Origin of the sequence: Acetobacter senegalensis, assembly GCF_001580995.1 — a bacterium.
GTDB lineage: Bacteria > Pseudomonadota > Alphaproteobacteria > Acetobacterales > Acetobacteraceae > Acetobacter > Acetobacter senegalensis.
This window is the reverse complement of the sequence record NZ_LHZU01000132.1, coordinates 16,841-29,575: the sequence shown is the minus strand read 5'-3', so window position 1 is coordinate 29,575 and position 12,735 is coordinate 16,841. Positions and strand designations below refer to the sequence as shown.

At 57.7% G+C, this 12,735-nt stretch carries 12 protein-coding genes; 9 read left to right on the top strand and 3 right to left on the bottom strand.

What is annotated here, in order from left to right; translation table 11 throughout:
• Positions 1-33: 33 nt before the first annotated feature.
• Positions 34-840: an exodeoxyribonuclease III gene (locus AD948_RS09510; RefSeq protein ID WP_061471658.1), complete on the bottom strand. Its 807-nt coding sequence runs from the start codon at positions 838-840 to the stop codon at positions 34-36.
• Positions 841-1,109: 269 nt separating this feature from the next.
• On the opposite strand from AD948_RS09510, the gene AD948_RS09505 reads away from it, so the two are divergent.
• From AD948_RS09505 to AD948_RS09480, 6 genes are all read left to right on the top strand, one after another.
• Positions 1,110-2,192, top strand: coding sequence for a dipeptidase (locus tag AD948_RS09505; protein ID WP_061471700.1), 1,083 nt, complete (start codon positions 1,110-1,112; stop codon positions 2,190-2,192).
• Between the two features lie 265 nt (positions 2,193-2,457).
• Positions 2,458-4,380 (top strand): excinuclease ABC subunit UvrC, encoded by a 1,923-nt coding sequence (uvrC, locus tag AD948_RS09500; RefSeq protein WP_081473554.1) that lies wholly within the window; start codon positions 2,458-2,460, stop codon positions 4,378-4,380.
• Positions 4,381-4,478: 98 nt separating this feature from the next.
• Positions 4,479-5,048: a CDP-diacylglycerol--glycerol-3-phosphate 3-phosphatidyltransferase gene (gene pgsA, locus AD948_RS09495; protein WP_006558424.1), complete on the top strand. Its 570-nt coding sequence runs from the start codon at positions 4,479-4,481 to the stop codon at positions 5,046-5,048.
• Positions 5,049-5,225: 177 nt separating this feature from the next.
• Positions 5,226-5,756: a hypothetical protein gene (locus tag AD948_RS09490; RefSeq protein WP_006558423.1), complete on the top strand. Its 531-nt coding sequence runs from the start codon at positions 5,226-5,228 to the stop codon at positions 5,754-5,756.
• Positions 5,757-5,802: 46 nt separating this feature from the next.
• Positions 5,803-6,063 carry a molybdopterin converting factor subunit 1 gene (gene moaD / locus AD948_RS09485; RefSeq protein WP_061471657.1) on the top strand — a complete coding sequence of 87 codons (261 nt, stop codon included), beginning with the start codon at positions 5,803-5,805 and terminating at the stop codon, positions 6,061-6,063.
• A 3-nt stretch (positions 6,064-6,066) separates the two neighbouring features.
• On the top strand, positions 6,067-6,519 hold the full coding sequence (locus AD948_RS09480; protein ID WP_039904161.1) for a molybdenum cofactor biosynthesis protein MoaE: 453 nt from the start codon (positions 6,067-6,069) through the stop codon (positions 6,517-6,519).
• A gap of 370 nt (positions 6,520-6,889) precedes the next feature.
• Here the strand turns inward: AD948_RS09480 and AD948_RS09475 are convergent, their stop codons facing one another.
• Complete coding sequence (locus tag AD948_RS09475) at positions 6,890-8,185, bottom strand: adenosylmethionine--8-amino-7-oxononanoate transaminase (protein ID WP_248845987.1); 1,296 nt, start codon at positions 8,183-8,185, stop codon at positions 6,890-6,892.
• Positions 8,186-8,245: 60 nt separating this feature from the next.
• Here AD948_RS09475 and AD948_RS09470 point away from each other — a divergent pair, with 60 nt between their 5' ends.
• The 3 genes from AD948_RS09470 to bioD are packed head-to-tail and all read left to right on the top strand — an operon-like array spanning position 8,246 to position 11,533.
• Positions 8,246-9,433, top strand: a complete 1,188-nt coding sequence (locus tag AD948_RS09470; protein ID WP_061471698.1) for an aminotransferase class I/II-fold pyridoxal phosphate-dependent enzyme — start codon at positions 8,246-8,248, stop codon at positions 9,431-9,433.
• Positions 9,430-10,119, top strand: coding sequence for an alpha/beta fold hydrolase (locus AD948_RS09465; RefSeq protein WP_061471655.1), 690 nt, complete (start codon positions 9,430-9,432; stop codon positions 10,117-10,119). The genes AD948_RS09470 and AD948_RS09465 overlap by 4 nt, the downstream gene beginning before the upstream one ends.
• A gap of 1 nt (position 10,120) precedes the next feature.
• A complete protein-coding gene (gene bioD, locus AD948_RS09460; RefSeq protein WP_248845986.1) occupies positions 10,121-11,533 on the top strand; it encodes a dethiobiotin synthase in 1,413 nt (470 codons plus the stop codon).
• A gap of 354 nt (positions 11,534-11,887) precedes the next feature.
• Here the strand turns inward: bioD and lexA are convergent, their stop codons facing one another.
• Entirely contained in the window at positions 11,888-12,553 is a 666-nt protein-coding gene (gene lexA / locus AD948_RS09455; RefSeq protein ID WP_006559428.1) for a transcriptional repressor LexA, read from the bottom strand.
• Positions 12,554-12,735 lie beyond the last annotated feature (182 nt).

The following is a 12,735-nucleotide window of genomic DNA, read 5'->3' as shown; positions in this document are numbered from 1 at the left end:
ACCAATCCCTATCAGCAGGCGTTCAAGCAATGGCTACAGACTGAAATCGACAATCACAGGCACATGGTCAGACGGGGTATCCCAGTCTCGGGCTTCACGCACGACGGTCATGCCGGTGAGGTCTGGCACAAGGTCAGGCGTAATCCAGACATGGTCCAGCCTGCGGCCACGGTTGGATTTCTTCCAGTCCCGGTTACGGTAGGACCACCATGTGTAAAGCTTCTCGCTGGCAGGGACAAAGTGGCGCATGGCGTCAACAAAACCCACATTCAGCCACGCATTCAGGCGTTCCGTTTCTGGCGGTGTGTGACTGACCACATTCAGAAGCTGCTTGTGACTCCAGACGTCATGCTCCAGTGGGGCAATATTGAAATCCCCAACCAGCACAGTCCGGTCCCGTTTGCGGGTGGTGAACCACTCGGTCACTTCCTCCACAAAGGCAAGCTTGTGGGCAAATTTCGGATTGGTTTCCGGATCAGGAATATCGCCGCCTGCCGGCACGTAAAAATCGTGCAGTTCGACAGGGCCGCTTGGCAGGTGCACCTGCGCGCTTATGTGGCGGCAGTCTTCCTTGCCATGCCAGTCCGGCAGTTTTTCAAGCGGCGTAATAGGATGGCGCGAGAGGATGGCTACGCCATTGTAGCTCTTCATCCCTTTGTAGTGGAGGTGCTCAAACCCCATGTTCCGCAATGCATCTGCCGGAAAAAGAGGGTCTGGCACTTTGGTTTCCTGCAGGCAGATGATGTCTGGCGCGAGGGTGGCGTCCAGCTTTTCCAGCACTGGCAGGCGGAGGCGGAGGGAGTTGATGTTCCAGGTTACAAGTCGCATGCCCAACGGCATTGCGCATCCCGGTTTGCGGGGCAAGTGAAATTCGGCACATAGTAGGCAAGGTGTTTGAAAAGTCTGTCAGGTCTCTCTGGCGGAGGTTTGCGCCAGAACAGGGTGATGAGGACCCCGATGCCGCCGTATCGGGCCTTCCAAACCACTGTGCTCTGGCGTGTATCATTCCGCGCCAGCCGTTGTGCTGCTGAACTTTCAAACAGCCTTTGGAAACAAAACCGGCAGGGCGTGCGCCTTGCATTTATCGCATATGGGACCATTTCTGCAGCATGACGCTTCCTTCTTCGGCTCCGGTGAGCCAACCTTCCGCTTCTTCTGCTGCGCGTGCGCTTCATAACGCGCTTTTCACGCTGGACAGCCACATTGATATTCCGTGGCCGGATCAGGGTGATGCCTTTGTGGACACGGAAACCCGCAGGGTTGATCTTCCGAAAATGCAGCAGGGCGGCATGTCTGCCGGGTGTTTTGTGGCCTATATCGGGCAGGGGCCGGTGACGGAAAAAGGTCACGCCGAGGCTCAGGCGCAATGCCTGGCCATGCTGGATGCCATCAACCGTATGCAGGGCACGCAGAATGGTGTGACAGCACGTGTCTGCTCGACTGTGGCGGACATGCTTGCGGCGCAGGCAGCGGGCGTGCTGGCGGTGGTGCCTGCCGTGGAAAACGGCTACGCGATGGGAGACGACCCCGCGCTACTGGCGCAGTTCCGCGCGAAGGGCGCACGTTACGTTACGCTTACGCATAATGGGCATAATGCGCTGGCCGATGCGGCCGTGCATCGCCCCAGTCTGGGCGACAAGCCGGAGCGGCACGGTGGCCTCTCTGCCGTAGGGCGGGACGCCATCGCCCATATGAACCGGCTGGGGATGCTGGTGGACGTGTCACATTCTGCCAAATCCACTATGTTGCAGGCGGTGCAGGTGTCCGCTGTGCCGGTTGTGGCCAGCCATTCCTGTGTACGCACGTTGTGTGATCATCCGCGTAATCTGGATGATGAGCAGCTTGATGCGTTGAAGGAAAGCGGCGGTGTGATTCAGATCACGGCTATGCCTGCGTTCCTGAAGTCACGGGAAGGGGATGGCCCGCGTACCGCCAATGTTGCGGATTTTGTGGACCATATTGACTATGTGGTGAAGCGCATTGGGCCGGAATATGTGGGGATATCCTCCGATTTTGACGGTGGTGGCGCAATTGAAGGCTGGCAGAACGCCACGCAGGGCGTGAACGTGACAGAAGAATTGCTGCGTCGCGGCTATGACCGCAGCGAGATCGCGGCTTTTTGGGGTGGAAACTTCATGCGGCTGCTGAAGAAGGCGGAAGAGGTTGCGGAACAAAGCGCGATCACTGCGTAAAAAGCACGGTGGACAGATTTCTGCACAATTTGTCCACTTCCTCCCTTGACTTCCTTTATTTTCAACAAAATCTCTGAAACGCACGTTTCCTCCTCAAATGTCCTTTTATAAACCCTTTGTAAATCAAGGGTTTGGGTTGTGTGTCTAAAAAATATGCAAAGCGTTGAGGGGGCTGGAAATCTGCGGGTTTCAGGGGCGATGAGCCCGGTACTCCACAAACTTATCCACAGAAACGGTGGATGAAATTGATTTCTCGGAAGAGCGCCTGATGACAACTGACATTTCTTCAAATGATGTGCCCGTAGGCGTGCCTGCGGCTGTGGAGGTGTCGGCTGCCAGACCCAAAGGTGTGGAGGTGATCCGGAATGCCCTGAAGACCATGCCGCTTTCGCCGGGCGTGTATCGTATGCTGGGCGAGAAAGGAGATGTGCTTTACGTCGGTAAGGCGCTGGCGCTGAAAAAGCGTGTAACGTCTTACACTCAGGTGGCGCGTCTGCCTGAACGGCTGCGGCGTATGGTGTCCGAGACAGCCTCCATGGAGATTGTCACCACCCATACCGAGGCCGAGGCCCTGCTGCTTGAGGCCAACTACATCAAGCGCATGAAGCCCCGCTTCAATATTCTGCTGCGGGATGACAAAAGCTATCCGTGGCTGATGCTGACAGACGGACATCCTTTTCCGCAGGTGGCCAAGCACCGGGGAAAGCCCGTGAAGGGGGCGAGCCTGTGGGGCCCATTTGCTTCGGCCTGGGCTGTGAACCAGACGCTCAACCTGTTGCAGCGCGTGTTTCTGCTGCGCTCCTGCACGGATGCGGTGTTCAACAGCCGGACGCGGCCCTGCCTGCTGTATCAAATCAAACGCTGTTCCGGCCCTTGTGTGGATCGTATTGACCAGCCCTCCTACGCCAGGTTGGTGGAACAGGCGCGGGAGTTTCTCTCCGGCAAGGATATGGCCTTGCGGGAAGAGATGAGCAACGAGATGCACAAGGCTGCGGAAGCGCTGGACTTTGAACGGGCTGCCATGCTGCGGGACCGTATTCGGGCGTTGGCGCAGATGCAGGAATCGAGCGTGATTAACCCGGCATCCCTGCATGATGCGGATGTGTTTGGCATCTGGCAGGAGGCGGGGCAGGCCTGCATTCAGGTGTTCTTTATCCGGGGTGGTAGAAACAACGGAAACCGTTCGTTCTTTCCGGCTCACACCAAGGATGAGGAGCCAGGAGATGTGCTCTCTGCCTTTATTGCGCAGTTTTATGATGACAAGCCATGCCCGGCGCAGGTGCTGGTTAATCATCCCTTGCCAGAAGAACTCCTGCTGAGTGAGGCGCTCTCCCTCAAGCGGGGGCGGAAGGTGGAAATTCTCTCTCCCCAGCGTGGCGAGAAAAAGCAGGTGCTGGATCATGCCGTGGCGAACGCACGGGATGCCTTGCACCGCAAGCTGGCCGAAACCGCAGGGCAGGCCAAACTGCTGGAGGGTGTTGCGACGGTCTTCGGGCTGGATGCGCCGCCCCAGCGGATTGAGGTGTATGACAACAGCCACATCATGGGGTCTCATGCTTACGGGGTCATGATTGTGGGCGGCCCGGAAGGGTTTGATCGCAGAGCCTATCGCAAATTCCTGATCAAAGGCCCGGTAACGCCGGGGGATGACTTTGCGATGATGCGTGAGGTGCTGGAGCGCCGCTTTGGCCGTGCATTGAAGGAAGCCGCTGAGGGAGATCTATCCAACTGGCCTGATGTGCTGCTGATTGATGGCGGAGCCGGGCAGTATTCAGCCGTAAGGGCCGTGCTGGATGATCTGGGCGTGACTGGCGTGAAACTGGTGGGCATTGCCAAGGGACCGGATCGGGATGCCGGGCGCGAGTGGTTTCATACTGGCGATGCCGAGCCGTTTCAGCTCGATCCACGTGACCCGGTTCTGTACTACCTGCAGAGGCTACGCGATGAAGCGCATCGCTTTGCCATTACAACCCATAGGGCGGGGCGTTCCAAAACGCTGGTGACATCCGAGCTGGATGATATTCCGGGAGTGGGGCCAGCGCGGAAACGCATGCTGCTGAATGTTTTTGGTTCGGCCCGGGGCGTAAAGCAGGCTGGGCTATCTGAACTCGAATCGGCACCCGGCATCAATCGGGAAACAGCGCGGGCCGTGTATGGGCATTTTCATCCGGACTGGACGCCAAACTGACGTGAAGGGCAGGGCTGCGCTACGTTTCTGGGTGAGTGGCATGAACGCGGTGCCAGAAACCATTTCAGCCGGGCGGGAAATAGGCTAGTCTCCCGCCAATGTTGACAGATTTGCCGAATGTTCTGACGATATCGCGCATTGTGGCGATTCCCATAGTGGTGGTTTTTGCCGCATGGGGAACGCCGCAGACTGATGCTGCGGCCTGCGTGCTGTTTATTCTGGCAGGCATTACGGATTATTTTGACGGCAAGCTGGCGCGTTCACGGCACCAGCTTTCAGACTTCGGCAGAATGTTTGATTCCATTGCCGATAAGCTTCTTGTGGGGGCCTGCCTGATGGTTCTGGCAGGCTTTGCCCGGCTTCCCTACCTCAGCCTCTGGCCCGCCATTGTTATTCTGTGTCGGGAAATTCTGGTTTCCGGCATGCGGGAATATCTGGCGGAGCGCCGGGCCAGCCTGCCGGTAACGCGGCTGGCAAAATGGAAAACCGGCTTCCAGATGACCGCTATCGGCTTTTTGCTGGCTGGGGATGGCACGGGTATGCTGCTTGGTATGCCATGGCTGCACGTGGCGCTGATTGGCTCCGTTCTGCTCTGGATTGCCGCAGCCCTGACCCTGATTACCGGCTGGGATTATCTCACCACAGGTTTGCGGCATGTGGACCTGTAACGGGTGACTGTGGGTGATACCTGGTTCAACCAAGGGTGGCCTGTTGCATAATTGTCTCAAAATGAAGGCATTGGCTTGTATCCCCTCCGCAAACCGTTATTTACCTTTCTCTGGCACAGTGTCGCTACAGCGGGCATCGCTGATTTGCCTGTGCAACGTCATGGTTAGCGGAGTCAGATGATGCGGAAAGCTGCTCTACTGGGAGCCTGTCTGGTTTTGAGCGGATGTTCCGGGTTTGGGAAATATATTTCCGATACTGCGACTCTGCCGGGAGAGAATCCCAATTCTCCGGCAGGAGAAGATCTGAACATGAGGCGGGTGCACGGCTATTCCACTGCGGCCACACCCATCTTGCCGCAGGGCGGTGATATCTGGCCGGGTCCTCCGGCACCGTTGCCAACACTTGAAGATGTTGAAAAAGACCGGATTGGTACAGTGCTGGGTGGCGGCGCCGGTGAGAGCGGGCCGGAGTTGCAGGATGGCGGCGAAATGAGCGTGAGCGGGTCTGAGAACGCTACGCCCGCTAAAGAACCGCATGGCAAACTGCCGGAAGCCGAGCCAGATGCTGCAGATAAATATGGTGTGCAGCGCGGAACTGCCTCCACCATTGAAATTCCAAACGGTGATGGCACGGTAACGCTTATCCACCCTGATGGGTCTGTCAGCACCGTTCAGGCCAGAAAAACGACACCTTCTGCTGCTCATTAGGCCGCTTGGGCTTGGGGTAGAGGATTGTGGAAAAGGAGAAAGCAGAGTGGCCAGCGTGACCATTCTCTATTTTGCTTCCCTGCGTGAACAATTGGGGCGTGAGCGCGAGACGGCGGCTGTGGCTGCTGAAGGAGAGAGTGTGACCTCCCTTCTTTCGGCTCTCCGCGCTCAGGATTCTGCCCTGAATGCCCTTTTTGAACGGACACCGCGTATCAGGGTGGCGATCAATCAGGCACTGGCCAGTTTTCAGGATACGGTCAGGCCGGGCGATGAACTGGCGTTCTTCCCACCAATGACGGGGGGATGATCCCTGATGATACGGGTTCTGGTCCAGACTGACGCTTTTGATCTGGGTGGCGAGATGGCGCGTCTTTCCCACATTTCTGACAGCGTGGGCGGCATCAGCGTTTTCATGGGGCAGGTGCGGGGACAGGGTGATGGGCTGGAAAGCCTGACGCTGGAGCATTATCCCGGCATGACTGAAAAAGTGCTCATAGGCTTAGCGGAAGAGGCCACAGCCCGCTTTAGCCTGTTAGGCTGCACGGTTATTCACCGCGTTGGCACGATGCGGGTGGGCGAGCCGATTGTCTTTGTTGGTACAGCATCCGGACATCGGGCTGAGGCGCTCCAAGCAACCGCGTTTCTGATTGATCGTCTGAAAACGGGCGCGCCGTTCTGGAAATGTGAGCGGTTTACGGATGGTCGCACAACATGGGTGGAAGCCCGTGAAGCGGATGATGATGCCGCGGCTTTGTGGGATTAACCTTTCTCTCCAGCAGGAAGCCTCCTGCACGAGAAGCTGATTTTTGTCGTTCTGAGAGGATGCTGCCCTGAGTGGCTTCCTGCCTGGATAGTTGGCAGCGCGTGCCATCCTGTGGGTGTAGCTGCACTCCGGAAGAAACATTCGTTGCAGAGTGATCATGCTGAAAGCCACTCCATACTCTGTTCGCCTCTTCTGTCAGACGTAAAAGTCTCCCCGTCTTTTCAGGCCGTCTCTCGTTCCTTTCGGCCATTCCCTTTTGGAGGGAGCTTTTTTTTCTCTCTCTCTCTCTCTCTCTCTCTCTCCAAAAGGGACGGTGGAGCAACGGAGCCCAAAAACCGTAAGAATGTCGCGGCTGTGTGCGCTGGTCTTCTCAGGCTGAGAGGACGCGATAAATGGTGTCCGTCAAGGTTTTGAGGTCACTCTGCGTTATGGTGAAGGCAGGGGTCAGGTAAATGATGGAGCGGAACGGCCGTATCCATACGCCTTCTGCAATAAAACGCTGGCGCAGGGCGTCGGGGTTAGCGATTTTTTCCAGTTCCACCACGCCAATAGCGCCCATGGTGCGTACATCCTTCACGCCCGGCAGGGTGCGGCAGGGTTCAAGCGCATCTGTCAGGAACGCATTGATAGCCTGAACCTGCTCCAGTCGGGGCTCGGTTTCAAACAGGTCAAGAGACGCATTGGCGCAGGCGCAGGCAAGGGGGTTGGCCATGAAGGTGGGACCATGCATCAGCGCATGTTCCGGGTTGTCAGACAAAAACGCCTCGAACACGTGGCGGCGGGCCACGGTGGCGGCCAGCGCCAGTGTGCCACCTGTCAGCGCTTTGGAGAGGGTGACAATATCCGGCACGATTCCGGCCTGCTCATAGGCGAACATGCTGCCTGTGCGGCCGAACCCGGTGAAGATTTCATCCAGAATCAGCAGCAGGTCGTGGTCATCTGCGGCCTTGCGCAGGGTGCGCAGCACCTCCGGACTGTGGAACAGCATGCCTCCGGCCCCCTGCACCAGAGGTTCGGTCATGATGGCTGTCAGCTCGTGAGCATGGTCTTTCAGCAGGCGCAGAAATTCAGCGGTGCTGGCCTCATCCTGTGGCAGAGGGGCGATAATATGCTCGGCCAGCGCGGAGCCATAGAGGTGGTGCATGCCTTCTTCAGGGTCACAGACCGCCATGGTCGCCAAAGTGTCTCCATGGTAGCCACCCTTGAAGGCCAGAAGCTTGGTGCGGCCCGTCTTGCCCTTGTTTAGCCGATACTGAATGGCCATTTTCATGGCGACTTCTACAGAGACTGACCCGGAATCGGTAAAGAAAACCCGTTCCAGATCCCCTGGCAGCATGGCGCAGAGGCGCGCTGCAAGCCTGAGAGCGGGTTCATGCACCGTGCCACCGAACATGATGTGCGGCATGGCTGCAAGCTGAGCGCTAACCGCTGCGCGAATATGGGGGTGATTATAGCCGTGGCAGGCCGTCCACCATGCTGCAACGCCATCCACCAGTTCCCGGCCATCTGCAAGTTCTATGCGTGTGTCATGGGTGCGGACGGCAGCCAGCGGAGCCGAGGCCGTCTTCATTTGGGAGTAGGGGAGCCAGATGTGGGGCAGGCCGTCCTCGTACCACTGTGGCATCTGCTGTGTGGACGGGTTGGGACGGCTGGCGGACGCAGACATTCTGGTTCTTCTCCTGCTGGGTGATTGACCGGCGGCCCGGCCTCCGGCACCAGTCTTCTCATGACGCGGTTTGATCATCTTTTCCAGCAGGGGCTGGAGAAATTGGCTGAGCAGGGGCGTCTTCGCACGCCACGTGCGCTGAATCCGGCAGGCCATGGTCTTCTGGAACGGGCGGACGGTAATGTTCTGGTCGATTTCTCCTCAAATGATTATCTCGGCTTGCGCACGCATCCGTTGCTTCTGGAGCGCGCAACCCAGTGGGGGCAGCGCTTTGGCACGGGTTCTGGCGCGTCCCGTCTGGTGACGGGAACGTGCTCTGGCGCGGAGGCCCTAGAAAATCGGCTGGCCAGCCTCAAGGGGATGGAGGCCGCCTGTATTCTTTCTTCCGGGTGGCAGGCCAACGCTACGCTGGTTCCGGCGCTGGCGCGTCTTTCTGTGGCGGTTACAGGCGCGCCGCCCACAGTGCTGGTGGACAAGTTGATTCATGCCAGCCTCTATCATGGGTGTGCGGCGGCGGGTGTGCGCCCTGTTCGGTTCAGGCACAATGATGTCAGTCATCTGGAAGCTCTGCTTCACAAGGTGGAAGGCCCCGGTCTGAAGATTGTGCTGACGGAAAGCGTGTTCAGCATGGATGGAGATCGGGCCGATATGGTCGCGCTGGCGGCAGTCTGCCGCGCAAACGGCGCGTTTCTCTGTGTTGATGAGGCCCATGCAACCGGCATTCTTGGCGAAGAGGGGAAAGGTCTGGCGGATGGGCTGGCCGATCTGGTGATGGGCACGTTCAGTAAGGCGTTGGGCGGAATGGGTGCGTTTGTTGCGTCCTCTTCAGCCGTGTGCCGTTGGCTGGAAAATAGCGGTTCGGGCTATATTTATTCTACCGCGCCGTCCCCCATGGTGCTGGGGGCCGTAGAGGCAGCGCTTGATCTGCTACCCCGCCCGGAGATGGAACGTGTTCGCGTGCGGGTGGCCGATCTGGCTGAGCGGTTCAGGCGGCATATGCAGGCAGGCGGTTTGGATACCGGACCATCTTCTACCCAGATTGTGCCGGTGGTGGTGGGGCGTGAGGAAACTGCGCTTGCTCTCTCCCGCTCTGTTGAGGCTGCGGGGTTTCTGGCCATTGCCATTCGTCCCCCAACGGTGCCACCGGGAGCCTGCCGCCTGCGCGTGGTTCTTCATGCGCAGCATACCGTGGAGCAGGTTGATGCACTTGCGGAGGCGATCTTCTCCGGGGTGCAGGATATTCCATGACAGCCTTACAGCCGGTTTTTGTGCATGGATGGGCCTGCGGCCCGGAAATATGGGACGCTGTGCTTGCACATCTGAAAATGCCGCATGCATGCGTGGTTGATCAGGGATATTTTTCTGGCCGGTCGGAGGGCTCGTCGGCTGTCTCTTGTCTGACCGGACTGGACATGAACCGTCCCATCCTTGGTGTTGGTCATTCACTGGGATTGATGTGGCTATTGTCTCAACGGAAATGGCCGCAGGGGAGTCGCTTTGTGGGGATCAATGCTTTTGGACGGTTTGCGGCGGGGGTAGATTTTCCCGAGGGAGTGGCTGCGCGCGTATTGGCCCGGATGCAAACTGGTCTGGGGCGTGATGCTGGAGCGGTTGTAAACAGCTTTCGTGCCCGGTGTGGGCTGGATGCCGTTGATCCGGCAACCTGCCTTGTTTCAGCCTTGCAGGACGGACTGTCTTTGCTGGCGACTGGCAATGTTTATTCCCACATGGAGCAGATGGTCGCACACGGTTCTACACGCATGGTAGCCTTGGCGGGCAAGCAGGACCCTATTGTGACGGAGCGCATGACAGAGGCTGCTTTCCCTTCAAATGTAGAGAAAGTCTGGCATGAGGATGGTGGGCATATGATGCCGCTGACTCACCCGGAATTTTGTGTGGCACACATCCAGCGCCTTATGACGGAGGCTGTCTAGAATGGGGCAGGATATGGCACGGCGGGATCTGGTTCGTGATCGTTTTGACAGGGCAGTGGGCTATGAGAGAGCCGCCACAGTGCAGCGGGTGGCAGCGCAGCGTCTGTTTGAAAAACTTCAGGATCGACTAAGGGGGCGTAAACCTGCGCGTATTCTTGAACTGGGGTGCGGCACGGGTTTTCTGACAGAAAAGCTGCGCCGTGCATGGCCGGAGGCGGAGATTGTTGCCACCGATATTGCGCCCCACATGCTGGAACGGGCGCGCCAGCGTGCTGGTGAGGATATTTGTTACCGCGTTATGGATGCGGCAAGTCCCGACATAAGCGGGCCGTTTGATTTGATTTGCGGCAATCTGGTGTTTCAATGGCTGGAACAGCCGCAAAAGGCGATGGAGACGCTTGAGGGGTTTTTGGCACCCGCAGGCGTTCTCGCGCTTTCCACGCTGATGCAAGGCACCTTTCAGGAATGGCGTCATGCCTGCGCAATGGAGGCGGAAGGGAGTGGCACCCCTGATTATCCTTCAGCCGTCGAGATCCAGCAGTGGCAGGCGCCTCTGCTGAGCGGCATGTGGGATAGTGAGGCCTGTGTGCAGACCTTTGACAACGGCCGCGCGTTTCTGCGTCACTTGAAAGAAACGGGGGCATCTTTACCTCGCGCTGGGTATCATCCGATGTCCTCTGCCGCGCTGATGCGCAGTCTGGCTCGGTTTGAAGCGCAGGGGAGTGTGATTACGTGGCGTCTGGCATATGGGTGTTTTGCAAAGGCCCCGCGCGCGGGTGTGTTTGTGACCGGGACGGATACGGGGGTTGGGAAAACTTTTGTCTCCGCGTGTCTCGTCAAGGCATGGAGCGCGCTTTACTGGAAGCCTCTTCAAAGCGGGCTGGCTGAAGAGGCCGGGGATACACCGACCATCCTGTCTTTGACGCACTGTAACCCAGCGGACTGTTTGCCGCCCGCTGGCGCTTTTCAGGCCCCCTTGTCTCCTGAGGCGGCTGCTCGTGCGGAGGGCGTAAGTATTGATCCTGCCAGCCTGACCCTGCGGATGCAGGCGCCCGAACGGCCGATGGTGGTTGAAGGGGCCGGTGGCCTGATGGTGCCCGCGACGGACACATTGATGATGTGTGACCTCGCCGCCCAGTGGGGGTTACCAGTCGTGCTGGTGGCGCGAAGCGGCCTGGGGACATTGAACCATACGTTATTGAGCCTTGAAGCATTGCGGCGGCGGGGTATTGCCGTGACAGGCGTGGTGCTGAATGGTCCACCGAACGAGGAAAACCGCAAGACAATCGCGGATAAAGGGCAGGTTCGTATTCTGGCTGAAATTCCGTTTCAGCCTGAGGTTTCGGCAAAAAGCGTAGAGCAGATAGCGGCGCAGTTACCATCATGGGCAGAAGTGAGTGATACGTCACGTTAGCGGGCGGATTTAAGGCCGCTGGCGATTGATAGATATTTTCAAGAATAATGAATATTCTTTTGATATTAAAAAATTTTCTTTGGAAAGATTTGCGAGGGGCGGGACATTGGAAACGACGCAAAATAAGCGCGTTTCACCACCGGTCCGGCATGCCTCTCTACGGTGGGGTATTGGTTTTTATCGTTCCGTCACCAGCCTCGAATAAGGGGCAATGGAAGCCTCACGTGAGAAGCAAAATTGTTACTGGAACGGATAATCTGGCGGATGTGACCAAGGTGCTCATCCAAACAAAAAAAGACCTCTCCGTTAGAGGGGGAGGTCTTTTTAGGGTCTATAAAACTGTAAAGTCGCGGCTCAATGGTAGCGGCGGATCAAGCCTGCTAGTTTTCCCTGAATTTTCAGGCGTTCGGCAGGCACAATACGCGTTTCATAATTCGGGTTGGCTGGCTCAAGGGCAATCGCGTTCCCTTTGCGGCGCAGGCGCTTGAGTGTGACATCATTGTCATCAATCAGCGCAACGACAATCTGGCCATTTTCCACACTCTCTGTGCGGCGGATAACCACGAAATCTCCATCCATGATTCCTGCGTCAATCATGGAATCGCCGGTCACTTCCAAGGCGTAATACTCACCAGTGCCAACCAGCGTGAGGGGGACATCCAGAAACGAGTCCGTTTCTGCCATGGCCTCAATCGGCAGGCCTGCGGCAATTCGCCCGTAGAGGGGAACCTTGAGTGTCTGAGCCGCCGGGCGGGAGAAATCAGCATGGACCACGTTTGTAGAGGGCGCGGCAGGAGCAGGCGCCATTTCGGGAAGCTGAATGACTTCCAAAGCGCGGGCGCGGTGGTGATGGCGGCGTAGAAAACCACGTTCTTCCAGGCCGGAGATAAGCCGATGGATGCCGGATTTGGACTTCAGGCCCATGGCTTCCTTCATCTCATCAAAGGAGGGAGAAAAGCCGGTCTGCTTGAGGTGCGCATCAATAAAAAGCAGGAGCTTGTGCTGTTTACGGGTCAGCATCGGGTGTCACCTCGGAGTGGAATTCAGACGGCCTTATTAAAGAATTTGTTCTATATAAGTTCTCTTTTGAGGTCAAGGTGTTATTCCCCTAAGCCTTATTCTCCTCAAGGCCGGAAGGACGCCTGTGGTCATCGTATGGTGTGACGCGAAAGTACAGTTCGGCGTGAGGGGCAGGGTCCGGG